Consider the following 22,273-nt stretch of genomic DNA (forward strand, 5'->3'; position numbering starts at 1 on the left):
AAATGAAAAAAGAATTACAGCAGAAACGCCTTCGAAGTCGGGCCGTTGCAACTAAGCAATACGCCAAACGTTACGTTAAAGCTATACGTAACAAGGTTGCTGGTGAGAAACAGGCCAAAGGTCACGTTAAGGTAGACAGGTTTTGCTTAACCGATACTGAGTTGGCCTTCATCCAACAGGAAATAGAAAAAGGGAATAAGAACTTCGAGAAGCTTATCGGTTTCAAAACTGATGAATTTAATAATCACAGTGAAGTAAGAGTTTCGTTAGATACTGCCAAGGCATTAATTGCTAATAGTTTGCCTTCTACAGATATAACCACACTAGTTACTTTTATACTGAATCATGCAGACTTCTCTGTTAGTCAATTCATAATGAATGTAAACCTGTCCCCAGAGGTTTTCAGGGATCTAGCAATTCTTTTTAGAAAGGTTAGTAAAAGTACAAGCTTTTGGTTAATTGCTAGAGCAAAGATACTTCGGCCTAATGGCCCTATAATCTCCAACCTTTTTGATTCGATAGCAGACGAATACATAGCTACTTTAAATGTAGGTATTGGAGTTATCACGTACAACAGGAAAGACCATTTAGCAAAAACTGTCGAAGCCATCAAAGCCTTCACAACAGGTGATTATCAACTTGTTGTTGCCGACGATGGCAGTAAAGACGATACTGTAGAATGGTGTGAAAAAAATAATGTCCCTCATACTAATTGCCAGAATAAAGGGGTTGTTCGAAACAAAAACAGGGCTTTGTATTATCTCAACGAAGTCAAAAAAGTTGATGTTTTAATTCTCTTAGAGGACGACTGTCGACCAAACGAAGAAAGTTGGCAAAAAGAGTGGGTCATAGCGGCACTTTTATGGGGTCACATTAATTATGCGCATAAGCGAATAATTAAAAAAGAAGATGCAGTTCTTTCTGGTACAGGTTCGAGTACTTTACCGTATCTTTGCAAGTTGGTTACAGGGCAATGTACAGCTTGTAGCAAGGATGCAATGGATAATATAGGGTATCTAGACCCTAGGTTTAGTGGCTACGGTGCAGGGCATGTAGAGTGGACTGAAAGATTCATTCGACAGGGGTACAATGGCAGCACGGAAAAACACTGGGTGTACCCTGCAATCAACACTGGCTTAAATTCTGATGACGCACCGACTTTCAAAAATCCTGAGCAGTTAGAAAAAAACCGAGCGCTGAAGAAAAAAATAAGTAAAGATGCTCACAAGCGTGAACCGTGGGTAAATACTGATGAAGAAAATGAGTTTCTTGAAGAAATAGAGTCGATTAAAGATCAATAAAACGGCGAATTATTTGTAACTACTATTTTTATTATTGACGCTAGATTATTCGCCAATCAATAATACAAGAATACTGGTGAGGTGTAATTCGCCGAATTTGGAATAAAAGTATGGATGCTGTAACGTTGCGTGGCTTGTTTTTTTTAGTTTTATTATGTGTAGCTTCATGTGGCGGCGACTCCCAATCGTCCCCACCAACGGTGTCTGAACAGGAGCAATTCAGTCGCTCTTATTCAATTACTTTGCCACAAAAAATTACTTCTGATGACACAGTTTTCATAACTGTAAACGACTCTAATGACAGCAATTCGCAAAAGGTTACGGTAGAGTCGTGGAATACATCATTGGAAACTTCACTAAATATAGTGAATACCAGCGAAGGCAAGTTCAGCTTTATTGCACCCCAAGTACGTAAACGCACATCATTTAGTATTACAGCAAACCTAGTAAATGAAGCTGGAACAAAATTTAAAGTCAGCGCGAAGTCTTTAATACTTCCTTCCAAGCCAAATCTAATTGTCATTTTCACCGACGACCAAGGATATGCTGACATCGGCGTTCACAATATTGTTCAAGGCATCAACACGCCTAATATAGACAAGCTAGCGGCCAATGGGGTGCTATTTACTAATGGCTACATAACTGCACCCCAATGCACACCCTCGCGAGCGGGAATGGTTACTGGTGTCTATCAACAACGATTTGGAGTAGATGACAACCGATATACACCAATACCTGAAAATGTAGTCACCATGGGAGACCGTTTTTCTGACCTTGGTTATACAACAGGAATGGTTGGCAAGTGGCACCTTGAAGTAGATCAAAATTCAAAGCCATGGTTTAAGTATAACTTTCCTAATACACCCATAAGTGAGTTTAACCCTGGCAAGTTACCTTCATCGCTAAAGGAGCGATATTACCCGTCATCAAAAGGTTATAAATACAATTATTTCGGTTACGCAAACCGTTATTGGGCTAACTATGACCTTGAGGGCAATCAAACCCAGTTGGGCTGGATAAGTAATTCTGACTACAGGTTAGATGTTGTTTCAGATGCAGCGACGCAATTTATAGATATAAATCACGATGAGCCGTTTTATCTTCATGTGGCTCATTACGCCCCTCATGTACCTTTAGAGGCAACAGAAGATTACTTGTCATTATTCCCTGAACAGTCGTCTAATCGGCGTAGATACGCGTTGGCAATGATGTACGCAGTAGATGCAGGCGTAGGCAGTATAGTATCTAAGCTTGAAGAACATGGAATACTGGAAAACACTATTATCGCTTTTATCAGTGACAATGGTGCTCCAATAGGACTCGACTTTACTGATGCACCCATAACGGAAAAAGAGGCTTGGAATGGTTCACTGAATACCCCCTTAGTCGGTGAAAAAGGTATGTTGACTGAAGGGGGGATAAAAGTGCCCTTTATCGTCCATTGGCCCGACAAACTGCAAAGCAATACCGTTCTTGAAGAGCCGGTCATCAGCCTAGATGTACTGTACTCTGCTATTAAACGTGCAGGTGCGCCTGAAACTGTTTTATCAGAACTCGACGGTGTTGATATTTTTCCAACTCAAGGTTTTGACAAGAGCGCTCTTATGAACCGCCCGCTTTTTTGGCGTTTTTGGAATCAGTCAGCAGTTCGTCTTGGAAACTATAAGTACCTTAAAATGGGCGCAGAGCACGAGTTTTTGTTTGATATGTCTTTAGACGAGACACTTTCCAATAACTTAATGTCAGACATGCCAGACAAAGCAGAAGAACTTAAAAGCTTGTACGAAGCTTGGAATGCAGAGATGTATAGGCAGCCTCAGCAAGACAGTCTTAACTCTCAGGAGCGAGAGTGGTTGTCTTTTTATTTAACGCCATAACGCTTTATTTTGGTGAAAAAACAGAATTGCGCTCTACACAAACAGCCTTTTTTAAGGTCTCAGTTTGTTTAAAAGGCGTTAAGCATTAATTAAGCAGTGCAACTCATGTTTACAACAGGTTTATGGACTCTTTGCGGTTGTCAGTAAGGCTGTAAATGTTAATATTAACCAATACAAACCTTTCAATGCCCACCGAACTTTTTCTATTAGATAGGACAAAATGGAAGCAGCAAATTACCCATTATTTTTTATTCATATATCTAAAACTGCCGGTTCTAGTTTCCGCGTAGCGGCCGAGCGCTACTTCGGTAAAGAGCATGTCTTCTATGATTATGGGCCTAAAGCAAATGAGACTAACCCAGACATACGAACGTTAGATTATGAAAAACGTGACCGCTACGCAGCCGGAATGAAGATAGTAGAAAAAGCTAAATTCCTTACAGGGCACATTAATCATCCTAAATATGCGCCATTTATTCCGGCTAAGAATGCAATAACCTTCGTTCGTGATCCTATTCAACAGGTTCGTTCTCATTACGAGCATTTTACTCGCCACCACCGTTATAAACGTTCGTTCACCGAATTCGTAAATGAACCGCGATTTAAAAACGTACAATACAAAGCATTTCAAGGTACGTGGCCTGACGCTATTGGTTTTATAGGTTTGACAGAACGTTACAATGAATCATTAGCACTCATTAACAAGATGTATTCCATTGATATTCAAGGATTGGATATCAATAAAAATACAGAGAAAAAATCTTCAAGCTATGAATTATCTGACGAAGAGATTGCGCTGATAAAAAAGCATAACAAAGAAGATTTTAAGCTTTATGAATATGCGCTCACACGCTTTGAACGACAAAAGTTGGCTTTAGAGGCTGATAGTCCTTTTATACGCTTTGGTAAAACAAACATGGCCATAAGTGATGAAGGTAAAATGATGAAAGGTTGGGCTGCCGATTATGACAGTCAGTCTCCAGTTGCGTTAGAGGTGCGTGTCGGTAACAAAAAGGTAACGGAAGTTCTAGCGAGTGAATATAGAAGCACTGCTAATGAACGAAACATTCATCGAAATGGTTTTATTGGGTTTAGTTTTACTTACCCTAAAAAGCTAAAGAATGGGACTCAGGTCGACATCGTGACTAAAAGCGCCGGAGAAATATTAATTAGTGATACTGTAAATCGTTAAGCCTTGCTTAGGAAACCTTCTCGAATACCTGACTTATACAATGTAATGTACTTTTTGAAAAGCGTTTCGACAGTCGGGTTTAACACTACCTTGCTTAATATGATAAAACCCATTAACTTGGCTTCAATCTAGCCACTTGCCTTCATAAAACGGCATAGAAAATTGCTAGTATCGTAATGGTCCAGTTATCAATAGTATTAATGGGGAAAGAAGTGTTTAGGAACTATGATGATTTTTATGAAGAGTTTGACAGTAATGTAAAAAAATACCCTAACCTTAGATCATACCCAAAAAGATACCGAGAACTATGCGATTGTGATTATCTTTTCTTATCTTTTCCTAAATCAGGTAGGACATGGGTTAGGTACTTTTTAGCTAGATATATCGAAGCTGCTTTTGAAACCATGTTTAGCTTAGAGTTCACCCCTCATAGAAGTTGGGACAAAAGGCGGGCAATAATTAGAACACCAACCATCAATTTTAGTCATAACTTCTTCGATTTTTTTCAAGATTATCCCGTGACACCGTTTATCATGGACCAACAAATTTGTTGGACAAAAAACTTAATATTTTTGGTTAGAGATCCTTTAAGTACACTTGTATCGTTTTACAACCAAAAAGTCTTCAGAGAGCAGGTAGTTAAAGCATCACTGCAGGATTTCATACTTTCGAAGCAATACGGTATAGAGAGGCATTCTAAGTTAGTCTTGGCTTTTTTCAATTTGTTTAACAAGTCTACTGCTCCAAAAATGTTAATACAGTACGAGCATCTAATAGCTTCGCCGCAGAGATTTATGGATCTAGTTAAGTTTTTATTCGGAGATGTTAACCTTAAAGCTTTCGAAGGTGCTATCGAGAACAGTAAGTTTAATGCTATGCAAAGGTTTGAGCTCAGTGTTGACGCATTTTCACTAACTAATGGTCGAATGGGATCAACGAAAGAGAGTCCTAATAGAAGTATGTTAAAAGTTAGAGAGGGTAAAGTGAAAAACTATCCAGAAGCGCTTTCAACAGATTTCATAGAAAACATTCTTAAATTACCCTACACCAGTCGGCTAATGAGCATTATGGAAAACGTTTGAGGTTGTGAAAACAAAAAATCAACTCAAACAAAAAGGAGGCCTTTTGAGACGCGCTTTCGATAAAAAATACTTCAATGTCTAAACCTCTACTAAATAAAAAAGAGTTTCGAGATACAAAGCACCTAGGTGTTAATTTTTTACCAAAGATCGAGGTATGTAACATTTGAGAGTCAGTTCCTCGTTTTATCTACAAGTTCTGTTCGCAAAAACAGAGTCATTTGCAAATGCAATGTTTTCGCGATTGTTGACTTTTAATGCATTTTAATGGAGACAAAACGAAAGATTCACTAATCAGTGATGAAAGCTGAGTTTATCAGTACTGATTTTCTAGCAAGTTAGCCTGTCGGATATCAAATGATATAAAAAACTTATAATCGTTTGTTACTTTATTGCCTAAGCAAGTAATCAAGGCCTTACAGAGATAATCTAATACGAGCTACGCTAATAATAATCAATTTAGAAACTTAAAAACGAAGGGTCTAAGGGATACATGGAAACACTTCAAATTACAGGTACAAACAACAAAACTGAGATTTCTGAGCAGACAACAGTTCAAGGAGTAGTGCAAGGAAGCAACAACTATATTCAGATTGATTCAAGCAAAAAGCATCAGGGCTTACAGCTTTATGTTTTTGGAGACAACAACAGGATTATTATAGGGAGAAACTCTAACCTAAATAACTTAAGAATAGAAATTGGAACTAGGAAGCATCATTCACACAACACTACTTTAGAAATAGAAGAGGGCTTTTCCATTGCATCCAAAGGGCGATTTTTGCTTCCGAATATTGGGAACAAAATTTTGATAGGTAAAAATTGCATGTTTTCAAATAACATAACCATCAGAGGTGGTGAATTTCCTCACCTTATATTTGATCGAGAATCAGGAGAATATCTTGATGTATCTGAAGGAATTTTTATCGGTAATCATGTCTGGGTAGGTGAGCAATCCTACATCAATAAATCTGTTACAATACCAAATGACTGCATTATCGGAGCACAATCGATTGTCACAAAGCGCTTTGAGGAAGAGTTTTGTGTAATTGCAGGCAGTCCTGCAAAGGTTGTTAAACGGAACGTTGAATGGTTTAGTAACCAATCTCAGCTTAAACCTGATAGTGCGGCGTATCAGTCTCTAACGCGAGTAAGACAGGAAAAATTAAAGAACCCGCTTGATTGACACTTATTTGAATTAGTGTGATTACCAAGGGATACTGACGGTATAAATACGAAGCGATTTTGACGTAATCACACTATCAATGTTGCCGCGCTTCAGTGTAAGCATAAACCTTGGACTGGACTACCCAGCTTGTTCAATTTCCAAGAGCGTTTCGGGCTGTAAACTTCCCCTAAACTAGTGACATACCTTTTTAGAGCTCTTCGGCGTACGCTGAGCCAAGAAGGAGTGTATTTAGATTTTTTCATGCAGAATTTCCTGCGTATAGATTACGAGAAAATTCTACTTTTGACGTCTATAGAACGGTTTGCTGAAACATGGGACGGCCAGTATCCACAAATCGCTAAATCATGGCGGACGCACTGGCACAATCTTAATACCTTGTTCAACTACCCAGAGGACATCCGCAGGGCAATTTACACCACTAACGCCATTGAATCTCTGAATAGCGTTATCCGTAAAGCCATCAAGAAACGGAAAATCTTCCCCAGTGATGATTCCGCTAGAAAAATGGTGTACTTAGCAATAAAAGACGCCAGTAAGAAATGGTCGATGCAGATTAAAAATTGGCGTCAGTCGATGAGTCGTTTTATTATCGAGTTCGAGGAACGCCTCGAAAAGCATATTAACTAATGGCAGTTACATAGAATCTGTTACAGGCTCGTTTCTTCGTAAAGCCCATCACAATTGAAACTTTGTTCAATTTCATTATTTATAGAGTCATAGTATTTTGAGACATTCTCTAAGAATCGCTCAGCTTATGGCCACTATTTTCTCAAAATACCTATTAATTTTCCTTCTGACTCAACAAGTAATTTGTTTAATCTAGCGCTCTGCATGATATCGTCTGCGTAAGAAACAAGCTCGTTTGGCGAGATGGTTTTAGGAGAGGAAGACATTAGATCAATTGCCTTCATTGAAAATACTTCCGTACCATATTTTTCCATAGCTCGGCGAATATCACCATCCGTTACGATACCTTTTATTAACATATTTTGTTCGGTGACAACAGCAAGCCCTTGCTCGCCTCTTGAAATACTGTCGATGATGTTTATCAATGAGGTCCCCTCCTCAACCGTAGGGAGGTTTTTCGTGAGCATTTCATCCTTCACCTTCAACAACAGTTTTCGCCCTAAACTTCCACCAGGATGAAACCTTGCAAAATTTTCTGGTTGAAAATTCCTGCCTTCCATCAGAGCTATAGCTATAGCATCGCCCATAGCGAGGGTTGCTGTAGTTGAAGCTGTTGGGGCAAGTTTTAACGGACAGGCTTCTTGAGGAACCGCTATGTTTAAATGAAACTCACTTTCCTTTGCTAGCGTTGAATTAGGGTTGCCAGTCATTGAAATCAATAAATTTTGATTGTCTTTCAAAAACGGAAGCAATTTCAAAACCTCTTCAGTTTCCCCAGAGTTAGAGATAGCCAAAAATATATCTTCCGCAACTACCATACCTAGATCACCATGAAAGGCTTCACCTGGATGCATCGAAAAACTTGGAGTACCAGTACTAGCTAATGTAGCCGATATTTTCTTTCCAATTATTCCAGATTTTCCCATTCCACATACAATCAGGCGTCCTCTACTGTTTAAAATTGCAGATACTGCATTTGAAAAGTCATCAGTTAGCAGAGCTGATAAATTTGCGACTGCGTCAGACTCAATTTTAAAAACCTGCTTTGCGCGTTCTTTTAAGTCCATTATATAGATTCTTCCATGATTTTTTTAATTCTTACGTAATCCTCTAGGGTGTCTACCCCATGTGGACATGCGTTTTCAACTTTAGCTACCGCAATTTTTTTACCAAGCTGCAATGCGCGTAATTGTTCAAGTGCCTCGAGTTCCTCTAATTTAGTCATAGGGGATTGACTCAGCGTTTTTAGAGTTCTGACCCTATAAGCATATAAACCGATATGACGAAAGTATTGCCCATCGCTTATTTGCAGTTCTTCTAAGTCATCAAATTTGTCAAATTTCCCTCTTTCCCAAGGGATAGGAGCGCGACTAAAATAAAGAGCTAATGAGTCTTGTGCAGTAACAACTTTAACTATATTAGGATTAAAAAGGTCCTTGGCTGAGTCTATAGGACACATTAACGTAGAAATGTCAGCCCCTGAGTTTTTTTTCAGATGTTCTACTACAACCTCGATATAATCAGGGTCAATTAAAGGCTCATCGCCTTGAAGATTCACAACAATGTCATCGTCATTAAACCCTAATTTAGTTGCTACTTCGGCTAAACGATCCGTGCCACTTTGGTGCGATTCTCCAGTCATAACCACTTGGCACTCAAAAGACTCAACAGCTTGCAGTATTCTGTCATCATCTGTTGCGACAATAATTGAATCAATATTTGTTTCTAAGGCCCGCTGGTAGACATGCCATACAACAGGTCTTCCTTTAATTTCGAGCAAAGGTTTACCCGGTAATCGTGAAGAATTATACCGAGCTGGAATTATGATATGCACGCTCATGTTATTTTGAAGTATCCAATGGGGTGAAGGATTTGACTAAACTGTCAACAGCTTTCATTTGGGCAAGGAAAGGTTTTAACAATTCCAAGGGCAACGCGCTCGGGCCGTCACATTTTGCTTTGTCGGGGTCTGGATGTGACTCCAAAAACAGGCCTGCAATTTTGGTAGCCATTCCCGCCCTAGCAAGCTCGCATACTTGGTCGCGTCTGCCACCAGATGCAGCTGCACCAGAATCTCGAGTCTGAAGTGCATGAGTTACATCAAAAATAATAGGTTTATTATTACTTACCTGCTTCATCACACCAAACCCAAGCATATCGACCACTAGGTTGTCATAGCCATGGAGTGTGCCACGGTCACAGAGCATGAGGTTTTCGTTGCCCATTTCTTCAAACTTATGCACAATGTTTTTCATCTGTCCAGGGCTGATGAACTGTGGCTTTTTAATATTAATTGGCCTTTTAGTCTCAGCGAGTGCAGCAACGAGGTCGGTTTGACGTGCAAGAAAAGCGGGCAATTGAAGCACGTCAACGATTTCAGAAACTGGTTTGGCTTGCCAAGGTTCATGTACGTCGGTAATCAAAGGAATATTATCGAATTCTTTTTTTAAAGCTGAGAATATTTCTAAACCCTTTTCTAATCCAGGACCGCGATATGAATGAACAGATGAGCGATTCGCTTTGTCGAAAGAAGCTTTAAATACTAGCGGAATATCCAGTTCTTTACAGACTTCTACGTAGTGACCGCAAACGTCTATCGCGAACTGTTCTGTCTCTAATACATTTACTCCACCGAAGAGGCAGAAAGGTGCATTATTGTTTATTTCAATATGTTGAATTTTCATTGTACTTCTTATTCTCAGTTCTTTAGTCGATTATATCTTCTTGCGTGAATGGCTTTCCTGTCATCAATTCGTATTCTTTTAACCATAGATCCGCGTAATCGCAGTCTTGATAATTCTTAAAATACGGGCCACCGTCAGTAAAATGTAAAAACTTTGGTTTGCCATTGTCTGGTTCTTTATACCAATCTACTAACCAGTTCCATTCAAGAGAAAGTTCGCCAATCTCATGATCTTCTAACCACATAAACCGATGTAAGTATAATGGAGAAATCTCATTTACTAAATCAGGAGTTATCAGCTGATTCTTTGGATGGTCAAGATTCCATAATACAACTGAAGACCAATTTTTTCTCGGGTACTGTGTCTGAACTTGTCCATCAAGTTTCACCGTCTCAGATGGGGTGTGATCGTGCTTTACAACCATCACGGCATACTTATCATCTGCTTGGTCAAAGAGTTCATTTACATCAGTCAAAGCAAGTACATCATTATCACAAAACATTACCCAGCCTTTAAAGCCTGCGAGCCACGGGGTAAGAAATCGCGTTATCGAAAATTCAGTAGCGCCGTTCTTATCTATATCCCTGTAATAAATACCAAGATCGCGCAAAGCCTGTTGAATAATAGGGTAGCACTTAACATCAGCAGAATGCCTCTCAATGGAATGTTTAGCCACCTGATATACAACATCTTGGTACGAAGTGTACCCTACAAATACTTTTCTCATGTTCTCGCTCCAATTTTTAGTCTGTAGAGAGTAATGAAGATAGATATCCATTTCAATGAGGCAGATCAAATTAAATTGGGTATCTTTAAAGCACTAGTATGGTCACTCGTGATTTTCCTCGAATCAAAGCTCAAAATGTAATAAAGTGATGCCAGATTTTAGGAGTCAAAACGTTAGCTTTTAAAAAAAAAGCGACGATATTCGGGAAGATTAATCGATTATGAAAAAAATTCTTGTAACTGGTGGCGCGGGTTTTATTGGCAGTCACTTATGTCCGCTGTTGAGGCAAAACGGTTTTAATGTAACTATTCTTGATAACCTTTCGCCTCAAATTCATGGCGAGTCCCAAACGCCCCCTTCATGGATAAGTGAGTCTGGTATCGATTTCGTCAAAGGGTCAGTAACTGAACGGTCGGTTTTAGAGTCCGTTTTGCGTTCCACCGATGGGATAATTCATCTGGCAGCCGAAACTGGCACTGGCCAGTCGATGTACGAAATTGAAAAGTATAACTTGGTAAATAGCCAAGCCACCGCTCTAATGTTGGACATCATCACAAACGAAAAACTTCCGGTCAAACGTATTTTACTAGCGTCAAGTCGTTCCGTATATGGAGAAGGTGCTTATATATCTGAAGATGAAGGCTCTTCAAAAAGGGTTTATCCTAGACCACGATTGCCAGAAGAACTCGCCGATCATCAATGGACTGCAAAAGATGCATCTGGCAAGAATTTGATTCCAGTACCAACTCACGAAGACGATAAAATCCAACCTGCATCTATATACGCATCGACTAAGTATGCACAGGAAGATCTTATTGCTATCTGCTGTGAGTCACTGGGTATAGGGTATGGCATATTACGCTTGCAAAATGTATATGGTGAAGGGCAGTCTCTGAACAACCCCTATACTGGAATTCTTTCAATCTTCTCAACCCGCGTTCGCATGGATAAACACCTTCCTATTTTCGAAGATGGATTAGAAACCCGTGATTTTGTACACGTTTCTGACGTCGCGGGTGCATTTCTTTCTGCATTGAAGCGAGGTGAAGCCCCAAACACAATCATTAACGTCGGTACCGGCCAATTTACCACCGTTGTAGATATAGCGAAGCAATTGACGCGTGCATTTGGTAAAGAGCCTGACATTCGTGTAACGGGTCAGTATCGCGTTGGTGACATTAGACATAATTGCGCTGACATAACTCGCTTAAAAGAAGTGCTGAAGTATACACCGAAAGTTTCTCTTGAAGAGGGGATGAAACGATTTGTTGATTGGGTGAACACCCAACCTTTACCTGAGGATAAACTCGATAAAGCAAATCAAGAGTTGAAAGAAAAGAACTTGATGGGGTGAGCTATGAAAAAGCGTATATTAATTATCGGTGACAGCCATACCCACTCAGTTAAGCGCTCTATTGCTAATAATGAGCAACATGATGACTTTTATGCACAGACCTTTGCTAAGCAAAAAGGCGACAAGGTAATTGGAGACATTTTCTTTGAAGAATTTCTGCAAGAAATTAAGTCAGAGGAAGAAAAATTTAAGGCTGTAGTTTCGTTCACCGGGGGGAATCAGCATAACTCTCTTTCTCTAATAAAGCATTCGGAACCTTTTTCCATCGCGGACGAAGAGTCTAAGCAATATGTGGGAGATGATGTTTCAACTACACTACCACGTGAAGCATTTAAATGGTTACTAGAGAGCGGTCTTCGAAAAGGGGATTTTAAGAAATTGCAATCCATAGTTAATGAAACCAGTTTACCAGTTTATCATGTAGCTGCTACACCACCTAAAAAGTCCACTTCGCATATTCTAAAACGACCAGAGAGCGATTTTGTTAGAAAAAACATCGCCAAGTCAGGAGTTAGTAACGCTTCTCTTAGGTTAGAGGTATACAAGGTACAAATGGAGATTACTCGGAAACTGTGCCAGCAAATGAATATTAAGTTTATCGAACTGCCTCGAACAGTTTGTGATGACGATGGTTTTCTTGCAGAGCCCTATTACGCAGATGATGCCACTCATGCAAATGTGGCCTTTGCAGACATAGTTGTAAGACATATAAAATCCGTGGTTGGATAAAATGAGGAAGTTAAGATGACAACAAACCCATATCATTTATTAGGCGATAAGGCGTTTTGGAAACGCTCGGTTGCACGTGTCTCTCCTCTAGATGTAGACCCTGTCGTTGATTTTCCTACTCTGATTCAAAAAGATACAAAGGTTGCCACTGCAGGTAGTTGCTTTGCTCAACATATCGCGAGAAGGTTAAGCAAATCCGGTTTCAATTATTATGTCTTAGAAAAAGGACATGACGTGTTGAGTGCTGAAGGAAACAGGCAGTTTAATTACGGAACTTTTTCTGCAAGATATGGCAATCTTTACACAACAAGACAGTTACTTCAGTTGTTTCAAAGAGCATTTGGTATTTTCACGCCCAACGAGCCTGCATGGGTCGCTAAGGATGGTAATATAAGAGACCCTTTCCGGCCCAATATACAGCCAGGAGGTTTTGATAGCGAGGCTAGCATGGAGCTAGATCGCCGAAGCCACCTCAGGGCAGTAAGAGAGCTTTTTTCTACAACAGACGTGTTTGTTTTCACGCTGGGGCTAACAGAGTGTTGGAGAAGTCGATACGATGGTGCCGTATTCCCTATATGTCCAGGCGTGGAAGGTGGTGAGTTTGATGAAGATTCTTATGAATTTTATAATCAAACGGTAGAAGATGTAATGTCAGATTTAAGAATGTTCATTTCACTGTTAAGGGAAGTTAATCCAACAGTTAAACTCGTCTTCACGGTGTCACCTGTCCCGCTTATGGCTACTGCAAGAGATGACACACATGTACTGTCTGCGACAGTCTATTCTAAATCAGTTTTGAGAGTTGCTGCTGAGAGTATTGTTAGTGAAACCAAGGATGCTTTTTATTTTCCGTCCTTTGAAATTATTACTGGTAATTTCAACAGAGGGACATACTACGACAATGACCTTCGGTCAGTGCTTGAAGCAGGTGTAGACCACGTCATGAAGCTATTTTTTAAGTACGCGACCAATTCAGATACAGTAAAGACAGACCTTAGCGCAGAGAGACCAATGGTGAATGAAGTACGTCAAAACGGATCACAGTCTATTGCGGATATAGAGTGTGATGAAGAGTTACTAGATAAGGACTAACACTATAATTTATTTTTGGGGAATAAATCAGCAAAAAGGTTGTGTTTAACAACCAGAGTAATAAAAAGTATGAACAACGAATGAAAAATTTTATTAAATTACGAGTCAAGCAATACTTTGAGTTGAAGAAGCACATCAGTTTATTGAAAACGTCCGATCTATTTGATGCAGAATGGTATTTAAATAACTATGGTGACAAGTTCGATCATGTGAAACTATCGCCTGAACACCATTATCTTTCACTTGGCTATAAGTTGAGCTTCGATCCAAGTGCCGAGTTTTCAACGCACCTTTACTTAGATAAATATCCTGACGTTCGTGAATCTGGTATTAACCCTCTTGTTCACTATTTAACTCATGGTGTTAAAGAGAACCGAAAACTATTTTCGACTCGCTCCTTTGCTAAACATATTAGTTCACTAAGTCCAAGAGTTAGCTTGGAGCAGCAAGAAAAGCTTTCTGCCCTAGTTCATTCATTTGGCGCGTTTCAGGCTAGCTGGTACTCTTCGACTTACTTTGATTCATCCTTGGACGAAGAGGAGTGTTTAGCTCATTTTTTAAAGGATGGATATCGAAAAGGATTTGATCCATCACCTGCGTTTTCTTGTGCTCGCTACTGCGCCAAATACCCTGACATTTTAGGCTCTAACGTCAACCCATATATTCATTATTTAGAGAGCGGGAGATTTGAAGGAAGAGAGCTTGAAAAGTCAAAAGATTACGACAATTCTGATTTAAAGAGTCTATTGAACAGTTTAGAATTAACTGAGAAGTTGTCTAATTTAAACTTAGTTTTGAGAGATAGTGAATGGTTTAATACCGAATGGTTTGCAGATAAGTACCAGTTGACCCATTTATCTAGTAGCCACTTACGAAAATTTTATTTGCTATTTGGCGAAACTTTAAGCATTGATCCACACCCACTGTTTAGTACAGAGCTAAATCGAAAGTCGTTTGCAAAACTCATGAACGGCTTAGTGCATCCTATTGAACTCCTCTTGTATGGTAAGGTAGAACAAAGTCAACTGAAAATATCAAAAATCGCGTCGCCTGATGACATTGAGCGAATGTTTACTCAATTTATACCAGACAATGAAACAATTAAAAAAGCAAATGCAATACAGAAAAGCAAATGGTTTAATCAGAATTGGTATCGTGACACATACGGGCTTAATAGTCTTTCGCCAAAAGACTTAGCTCTTCATTTCTGTACAGTTGGAGTTATCAAAGAGTATGACCCTTGTCCTTCCTTTTCGACTTCATATTATTTAAACCTACACAGCGATGTCCGCAACGTTGAAAGCAATGCATTGTATCACTATATCACTGTAGGGCGGCGAGAAGGTCGCGAAGTGAGCTATTCACGATATTCGAAGCGAATGCTTGGTGACGAAAACTTACTGTTTGCAGATTCTTATATACAAGAGTGCAGAAGGAAAACTATTAATGTACTGAATGCAGACAACGAAAATTGTAGTTCGGAACCAATGAGAGCGGCGCGCGAACTAGATTTGAGTGGTTATAATACTCTTCTTGCTAATTACTGTGAAAATAACATTTCTTTTGTTTCGATGTATATAAGTGATGTAATTCTGGTCAATTCAGCGACAGTTCGGTTTTACCTTAACGAAGCTATTCTTGGAACAAATCAGGAATTCGGAGTTAACGTTTATTTTATTTCTAGCGACAAGTCTAAAGTAGTTTCATTAAGACAAAGCACTTTCAACTGTCTTTATACTGACATAGACCTTCCTAATCAGTTCGGAAGTATGATTCTTGAGATAAGCGTCGGAAACAAATCTTACACTTTACCTTTTCCTTATGTGAGTCTTCTAAGAGGCGGAGTTCATTTTCACGAATTGTGCTTTAATTGTTCTTTAGCCAACTACTTGGAAGTCGTGGCTCACTATGGTCATACACTTCACCAACAAATTGTTGATGTGCATACACCATGCGTAACTGAATTATTAGTTTCTCTTGAAAATTTTGACATGAACGATGTACTGTTCGATAAACAATATATGCAATTTGTTCGTTCGTTCGGAATATCATATGCCTATAGCAAAAATAAAGTTTTCTCGGAAACTGAAGAAGCTATTTATCAAGATTTAAGCATAAATTCAGAGTCAAAAAGTGCTAATAAATATAAACTTAATAGTAAAGGCCTATTAGGTGCTAGACTTACCATCAAAGGGATGATTTCACTTGCTCTTGGGCGAAAAGCCGATGAAAGTAGTTTTATTTACGTGAGTGATGAAGAGTCTTCCAATACATCCGTTCTCTCTCTTTCAAAGTCCAAAGAGAAAAACCTTATAGACATCAACCCAATGTTTATTGTTGGTCCTAGTCAATTTAGTAATTCACTATGCCAAAATGTGGCGCCTACATTAGAAGTCTTTGACGAACATCATCAAAATATAAGTAATCTTGCTGTTATTTTTTTTATTGACGATTCGACATCAATTGAAGCTTTAAAGGAAATACTCGCTGAGCTGAATTTTGATTATCATTTGTATTTAATGATAGTCGATTCCAACGATAAATTGTTGGTTTCCTCATTTAGCGATGTAAAAGCTAGAATCTCGTTGATCAACTGTAAACAAGAGGACTTGGAAAATCTTCATACGACTTTACAGAAGGTTGAAGAAGAGTTTTCATTAATTATAGTAGATGAAATCTCGCCTATTCCAAGGGCTTGTTTGCATTACATGATAAGCTTCATGCAAGAAAACAGCAGGTTTGTTATACCTCAAGAGAATTTAATTCATAAGAAGGGCAAAGGTTTCATTAGCCAACACGGTCACTCAGCGATAATCAGGGATATTCGTAGCCACAACCATTACTTCCTTAGTGTTTGTTCAGATGATGACGTTATTTTTGTTGACGCCGCAAGCACGAAAGTTGGGCTCTTGAACAATAGGTTATTGCAATCAACAGATTTGGAAGTTTTAAAATATGATAAAGACGAGCGCCGTATGATTTACGAGGCAGAAAAGCATAAAGTAGAATTACTGCCGCGAGTTTCAGTCAACATTATGTCGCAATCTATTCAAGTTAACGTGAATAATTCAGATCAATGCCAAGTGAGGTTGAGTTGATGTTCAAAACCCTTTGTATAGTTGTTCCTAATCAGGATTATTTGAATCAAGCGGGCGCAAGAATTCGTTATAAAAGGCTAGCAAAATACTACGAAGAGAATAATTATTTACTTTGTTTTTCCGAATTAAATGATTGCTTGAGAGATGATTGTGATAGCCACGATGTTTACTTAATAAGTAAGTGCTACTCAAGTAGTGCAGTGGTTTTAGCTCAAAAAGCAAAAGATGCTGGAAAATTAGTTGGTGTTGATTTATTCGATGATTACTTTAGTCAATCGAATGATTCTAGATTTGTTAGGTTGAGGAATTGGTTGAGAAATCTGGCAAGAATTTGCGATTTTGCATGGTCTTCTACCGAGCGTATGAAATCAGTTGCAATAAAGTACTTTGCACCTGATAAAGTGCACGTTTTGAATGATCCTATAGATGCAAATGAATTTTTGGGTTTTGATCAGTTACTTTCGCAAAAACATTCCCACTTTTTAGAGACGAATACATTAGACATCGTTTGGTTTGGCATGGGCGATAACCCGGATTTTAGAGTCGGACTATCTGATTTACTAGCATTCAAAGAGCAATTACTTTTCCTTAACAGGCAATCATTTCGAGTTAAAATAACAATTCTGACAAACCTAAGGGCTTTGACACCTCAAATGATGCAAAGGTTACGTTCAATAGGCAGTTCGCTCTCGATTGAATTATGGACTGAAGAGCGAGAGAAAGAAACTTTGAGAAAAGCCTTTGCTTGTTTCATTCCTGTAAATTATCAAGGTTTCAGTATTGTTAAAAGCTTAAACCGATGCGTAACAGCTTTCACTTATGGGTGTCAGGTCATAGCCCCTGGTTTCAACTTATACTCCGATTTGGAACAATTCTATTACAGAGATATACGAGAGTTTGTATTAGACTTGCAGAATAAAAGCCTAAAATATCAAGCTAACGAACTTGGAGACTTTAAGAGCACTTTGTTGAATAAGGCTGACCCCGCTATTGAGGCTAGAAATTCGTCCCTATTTCTAAATAGTCTAGTCGAGACTCAACTTAGTAGCTCAGAAAGTATTGAATTGGACCGGAGTAACAATACGAGCACTGTGGACTCCGAGAGGTTCAAAGGATTTATATTTGGATTATCCATTCCAATTGAACAGGTTGCGTTGATTCAGCAGTCAAAATATATAACTATAAGTTCTCCTTTCTCTGTATCCAAAATTAGGCCTAGTTTTCGGTTCGATTATGATGCCCAAACGGGAAGGTTTAGGTTTTTTGTGAGATCTAATTTTTTAGATTCTTTCGAAGAAATAAGCTTTCGTGAAATTAAAACGTTAGGAGAAGAATCTATCGGTAAAGCGTCCTATACAGAAGTGTGTATGTTCGACATAGAATCAGAAATTTGTGATATGTATGCTTGGATAATTAAAGGTTTCAGAAAAAAATTGTCGGACCCAAGCTTCTTACTGCTTCATTATAAAGACGTTATAGAGGTTATTGGTATTGTTTTAAATTATTTCCTTAACATCGATTTGTATCTGTTAGAGGAATCAAAACTTCCATGGCGCCAACCGAATTTGCAAATGAGAGACGTAGTGTAAATGAATAGAAAGGTCGTTTTTTTATTTAATCTTTTACAAGATGTGAACATTCTGAGGCCGTTAGTCAGGCTAGCAGCATCAAATTCTGAAAATGATATTATCTTGTGTATTAGCGAAAAGTTTATTCAGAGAGACAACGCTCTTGTTTGGAGCAAAGAACTTGGTGAACTTGCAGGGATGTACAGCACACTAAGTTTCAAGTATTCTAACGCCTATGAGGTTGTTAAATTACTTAGCGAGCAGAAAGGAATTATTTTTGCTGGTAGTGAATCGAATTTACCAGCTCATGATATGACTAGAGATGTTTTCAGAGCGGTAGGCAATGACTTTATCAAGGTTAGCCTGCAGCATGGATATGAATGTATTGGTTTTTTACAAAGTAAGCAGCATGATCTTGCGCACGGTACTAATGTTACATTCTCTGCTGATATTGTATGCGGTTGGTTTGATGAGGATAGGCTTTATTCAATGGTCGACTCTCAAAAACGTAAATTGCTCACTACTGGGCCGACAGCGCTTTTAGACTTGGATCTTGATCTTTCTCACGAAACTTTAAATTATGGATTAATTTGTGAAAATCTTCATTCCGTCCGAATGTCTATTTCAGGTGATAAAAAGCAGAACTTTATCGATGATTTCAACAAATTTTCATTGCACCTTTCTGAGTTAGGAAGACAGGTTGGATTGCGCCCTCATCCTGGTGGTCAATTTGTTATTAAAAATAAGATTCCACTGCCGAAAAATGCCGTCTTAGAAAACAAGCCTATCTACAAAGTCGATCTATCCGGTTACAAATATGGAGTCTCCGCACCTTCTTCAATAATTATTGATATGGTGTTAGCACAAATACCTGTAGCAGTCTGGTGCGATAAAGATAAAGGAATTGACATTGGTAACTATAAAGGACTCCATGTAGTTTCGGATGTTGCTGACTTAATTGCATTCGATAAAGATGCGATTAAAAACCCGAGTAAGTATCTAGACGCTCAAAACGTATTTCTAAAACGTATAGGACTGCAGTGCTCTAGCGATATTGCACTAAGTAAGTTCAGAAAGCTGATCGAATTTAGCCCTAAGAAAAATTCTCAAGGTGTTAAAAAAGCTAATTCGCCAAGAATAATGTTTGTTGCTAACGGACCTATCCCTACTTTACAGCTTAGTTTCCTCAAGCCACTCGAGGGTGTTAAAGCCAAAGGCGATATAGAACTCGAGACGCTGTATGAAAGTGACCTACCTAAAGATCTTGGGGTAAGTGATATGATTCAATTCTCATGGATCGAGAGTAAGTTTGAGGAGTTCGCGCCAACGCACATAGTTTTTTGCAGGTATAGCGGACCTATGTCTCGAAATATGCTCACCTGGGCAAAAAGTAGAAACATTCCAACGATATATCATATTGACGATGATTTACTGAACATTCCAGCCAATATAGGGCAAGGTAAATTTAAGCATCACAACAGTGATAATCGCATAGCGACTGTAAGGTATTTGTTGGACAACGTAAATTTAGTTTATGCTTCAACTAAAAACTTAGCCGAACGGCTGAAGCATCTTACAATTAAAACTAAGATATATACTGGTGTTATTTACTGCCCAGGTGAGATTATAAATACTGCGAAGCGTAAGCCTGTACAAACAATTGGCTACATGGCTAGTGCAGATCATTCTCATAATTTGGAGATGATTTTAGACGCTGTATGTTCAATTCTTGATAAATACCGAGACGTACAATTCGAACTTTTCGGTTCCATTCCGGTTCCAGAGAGATTGATGCCGTACAATTCTCAAGTTACAGTTGTTCCTCCAGTTTCTAATTATTCTGAATTTTTAGAGAAATTTGCAGCGCGGGAGTGGGATGTAGGCCTATGTCCTCTCACGCCAATTAATTTCAACCTCATGAAAGCTAACACAAAGTGGGTTGAATACACTGCATCAGGTATTGCAGTAGTTGCGTCAAAAGGAACTGCATACGACTATGCTATAGGTGATGACTGTGGAGTCCTAGCTGATACTTGCGATGAATGGACTGATGCTTTAGACAAGCTTATAAGTGACGAAAATTTTACATTTGAGGTAAAGAGCAGAGCACAAGATAAACTAGTCAGAGAGTTCAGCCAAGAACGCCTTATTGAGCAAATTAATGAAGTGCTAAAAATAGCTGCAAACACTTGCGATATTTGAAGATAAACAAAGCTAATTATTTTAAGAGATTTTTTAATGAGAAAAGGAATAATTCTGTCAGGAGGATCAGGTACCCGTTTACATCCTCTAACTAAAGTAGTCAGTAAACAATTAATGCCTGTATATGATAAGCCGATGATTTTCTATCCGCTTACTACCCTTATGATGTCGGGAATAAGAGATGTGTTAGTCATTACTACTCCAGAAGAGCAACAACGTTTCATTGATCTGCTCGGTGACGGAAGCTCGTTGGGAATGAATATTCAGTTTGCGGTCCAGTCATCGCCTGATGGGCTTGCGCAAGCTTTTCTTATAGGTAAAGAATTCATAGGCAACGATAGTTGCTCGCTGATACTAGGTGACAACATATACTATGGACATGATTTAAAGGTTTCGCTACAGAACGCATTTAGACAAGATTATGGAGCGACGGTATTCGGTTATCATGTTCATGACCCAGAGCGTTACGGTGTGGTAGAATTCGATGATGATTGGAACGCACTTTCTATTGAAGAAAAACCAAGCAGACCAAAGTCAAGCTACGCGGTTACTGGCCTATACTATTATGATAATCGGGTCGTAGATTTTGCTAAAGAGGTAAAACCTTCGCCTCGCGGTGAGCTTGAAATTACTGACTTGAACAACTTATATCTTCAAGATGGCAGTTTGAAAGTAGAGCTAATGGGGCGCGGTTCAGCTTGGCTTGATACGGGCACACTAGACTCACTTCTTGATGCAGCAAACTTCGTGGCGGCTATCGAAAAACGCCAAGGATTGAAAGTATGTTGCCCAGAAGAAGTAGCCTATAGAATGGGCTATATCAACGCTGAGCAGCTTGAAAAGCTTGCGGCACCACTAAAGAAGAGTGGTTATGGTGATTACCTGCTTAAAGTGATTAACGATAGAGTTAAGATCTAGCTTCATATCAAATTCTAAAAGGTGGCATTGCCACCTTTCTTCTTATTTTAAATTGCCAGTTTGTACGGAAAGTAAATGCAAGTAATTAAAACAGATATCCCTGATGTAAAAATCATCGAGCCTAAAGTATTTGGTGACGAGCGTGGTTTTTTTCTAGAAACCTTTCGCACCGACTGGTTTAAGAAAGAATGTGCAGATGTAGATTTTGTTCAGGATAACCATTCTAAATCTAGCCAAGGTATTCTTCGCGGCCTTCATTATCAGATGGAGCAAACCCAAGGCAAATTAGTACGTGTAGTTAGTGGTGAAGTATATGATGTAGCCGTAGACATGCGTAAAGGTTCTCCTACATATGGTAAGTGGGTTGGGGTGACGTTATCAGCTGAGAACAAACGCCAGTTATGGGTACCTGCCGGCTTTGCTCACGGCTTTTACGTAACCAGCGAATCGGCTGAGTTTGTGTATAAGTGCACAGACTACTATCACCCAGAATCTGAAATATCAGTTAAGTTCGACGACCCAACCTTAAATATCGACTGGCCTTTAGTAAATGGCGAGAAGCCTTCTCTATCAGGTAAAGATGAGGCGGGCTTGGCATTTGTAGACGCACCTACGTTTTAATTGTCATTGTTTTTTTCA

General features: G+C 39.0%; 17 protein-coding genes and 1 pseudogene. 14 read left to right on the forward strand and 4 right to left on the reverse strand.

The features are described 5' to 3' along the window. Nucleotides 1–2 precede the first annotated feature (2 nt). The 6 genes and pseudogenes from ACYX4M_RS09620 to ACYX4M_RS09645 form a co-directional block, all read left to right on the forward strand. Nucleotides 3–1,301 (forward strand): glycosyltransferase family 2 protein, encoded by a 1,299-nt coding sequence (locus tag ACYX4M_RS09620; RefSeq protein WP_476082814.1) that lies wholly within the window; start codon nucleotides 3–5, stop codon nucleotides 1,299–1,301. Between the two features lie 110 nt (nucleotides 1,302–1,411). Then, a complete protein-coding gene (locus tag ACYX4M_RS09625) occupies nucleotides 1,412–3,178 on the forward strand; it encodes a sulfatase-like hydrolase/transferase (RefSeq protein ID WP_476082815.1) in 1,767 nt (588 codons plus the stop codon). Between the two features lie 220 nt (nucleotides 3,179–3,398). Further along, on the forward strand, nucleotides 3,399–4,370 hold the full coding sequence (locus ACYX4M_RS09630; RefSeq protein WP_476082816.1) for a hypothetical protein: 972 nt from the start codon (nucleotides 3,399–3,401) through the stop codon (nucleotides 4,368–4,370). A 176-nt stretch (nucleotides 4,371–4,546) separates the two neighbouring features. Further along, entirely contained in the window at nucleotides 4,547–5,452 is a 906-nt protein-coding gene (locus ACYX4M_RS09635) for a sulfotransferase domain-containing protein (RefSeq protein ID WP_476082817.1), read from the forward strand. 490 nt (nucleotides 5,453–5,942) lie between these two features. Then, nucleotides 5,943–6,632 (forward strand): acyltransferase, encoded by a 690-nt coding sequence (locus ACYX4M_RS09640; protein WP_476082818.1) that lies wholly within the window; start codon nucleotides 5,943–5,945, stop codon nucleotides 6,630–6,632. 291 nt (nucleotides 6,633–6,923) lie between these two features. Further along, a pseudogene (locus ACYX4M_RS09645) lies at nucleotides 6,924–7,262 on the forward strand (transposase); the annotation flags it as partial. A gap of 134 nt (nucleotides 7,263–7,396) precedes the next feature. On the opposite strand, the gene ACYX4M_RS09650 reads toward ACYX4M_RS09645, so the two are convergent. The 4 genes from ACYX4M_RS09650 to ACYX4M_RS09665 are packed head-to-tail and all read right to left on the reverse strand — an operon-like array spanning nucleotide 7,397 to nucleotide 10,673. Continuing rightward, on the reverse strand, nucleotides 7,397–8,329 hold the full coding sequence (locus ACYX4M_RS09650) for a KpsF/GutQ family sugar-phosphate isomerase (RefSeq protein ID WP_476082819.1): 933 nt from the start codon (nucleotides 8,327–8,329) through the stop codon (nucleotides 7,397–7,399). Further along, nucleotides 8,329–9,102, reverse strand: a complete 774-nt coding sequence (gene kdsB, locus ACYX4M_RS09655; RefSeq protein WP_476082820.1) for a 3-deoxy-manno-octulosonate cytidylyltransferase — start codon at nucleotides 9,100–9,102, stop codon at nucleotides 8,329–8,331. Before kdsB ends, ACYX4M_RS09650 begins: the two co-directional genes overlap by 1 nt. Before the next feature lies 1 nt (nucleotide 9,103). Beyond that, on the reverse strand, nucleotides 9,104–9,946 hold the full coding sequence (gene kdsA, locus ACYX4M_RS09660; RefSeq protein ID WP_476082821.1) for a 3-deoxy-8-phosphooctulonate synthase: 843 nt from the start codon (nucleotides 9,944–9,946) through the stop codon (nucleotides 9,104–9,106). Nucleotides 9,947–9,968: 22 nt separating this feature from the next. Next, a complete protein-coding gene (locus tag ACYX4M_RS09665) occupies nucleotides 9,969–10,673 on the reverse strand; it encodes a hypothetical protein (protein ID WP_476082822.1) in 705 nt (234 codons plus the stop codon). A gap of 220 nt (nucleotides 10,674–10,893) precedes the next feature. Here ACYX4M_RS09665 and ACYX4M_RS09670 point away from each other — a divergent pair, with 220 nt between their 5' ends. From ACYX4M_RS09670 to rfbC, 8 genes are all read left to right on the forward strand, one after another. Then, nucleotides 10,894–12,027 carry an NAD-dependent epimerase/dehydratase family protein gene (locus ACYX4M_RS09670; protein WP_476082823.1) on the forward strand — a complete coding sequence of 378 codons (1,134 nt, stop codon included), beginning with the start codon at nucleotides 10,894–10,896 and terminating at the stop codon, nucleotides 12,025–12,027. Nucleotides 12,028–12,030: 3 nt separating this feature from the next. After that, complete coding sequence (locus ACYX4M_RS09675) at nucleotides 12,031–12,756, forward strand: hypothetical protein (protein ID WP_476082824.1); 726 nt, start codon at nucleotides 12,031–12,033, stop codon at nucleotides 12,754–12,756. Nucleotides 12,757–12,771: 15 nt separating this feature from the next. Further along, nucleotides 12,772–13,848 (forward strand): GSCFA domain-containing protein, encoded by a 1,077-nt coding sequence (locus ACYX4M_RS09680; RefSeq protein WP_476082825.1) that lies wholly within the window; start codon nucleotides 12,772–12,774, stop codon nucleotides 13,846–13,848. 80 nt (nucleotides 13,849–13,928) lie between these two features. Continuing rightward, nucleotides 13,929–16,946 carry a hypothetical protein gene (locus ACYX4M_RS09685; RefSeq protein ID WP_476082826.1) on the forward strand — a complete coding sequence of 1,006 codons (3,018 nt, stop codon included), beginning with the start codon at nucleotides 13,929–13,931 and terminating at the stop codon, nucleotides 16,944–16,946. Next, nucleotides 16,946–18,535 (forward strand): hypothetical protein, encoded by a 1,590-nt coding sequence (locus ACYX4M_RS09690; protein WP_476082827.1) that lies wholly within the window; start codon nucleotides 16,946–16,948, stop codon nucleotides 18,533–18,535. Before ACYX4M_RS09685 ends, ACYX4M_RS09690 begins: the two co-directional genes overlap by 1 nt. Next, nucleotides 18,536–20,716, forward strand: coding sequence for a glycosyltransferase family protein (locus ACYX4M_RS09695; protein ID WP_476082828.1), 2,181 nt, complete (start codon nucleotides 18,536–18,538; stop codon nucleotides 20,714–20,716). It begins immediately after the preceding gene. Nucleotides 20,717–20,752: 36 nt separating this feature from the next. Then, the gene (rfbA, locus tag ACYX4M_RS09700) at nucleotides 20,753–21,634 is read left to right on the forward strand and encodes a glucose-1-phosphate thymidylyltransferase RfbA (protein WP_476082829.1); all 882 of its coding nucleotides are present in this window, start codon (nucleotides 20,753–20,755) and stop codon (nucleotides 21,632–21,634) included. Between the two features lie 75 nt (nucleotides 21,635–21,709). Further along, entirely contained in the window at nucleotides 21,710–22,255 is a 546-nt protein-coding gene (gene rfbC, locus ACYX4M_RS09705) for a dTDP-4-dehydrorhamnose 3,5-epimerase (protein ID WP_476082830.1), read from the forward strand. Nucleotides 22,256–22,273 lie beyond the last annotated feature (18 nt).

The organism is Alteromonas sp. ABV4_150 (assembly GCF_056311745.1).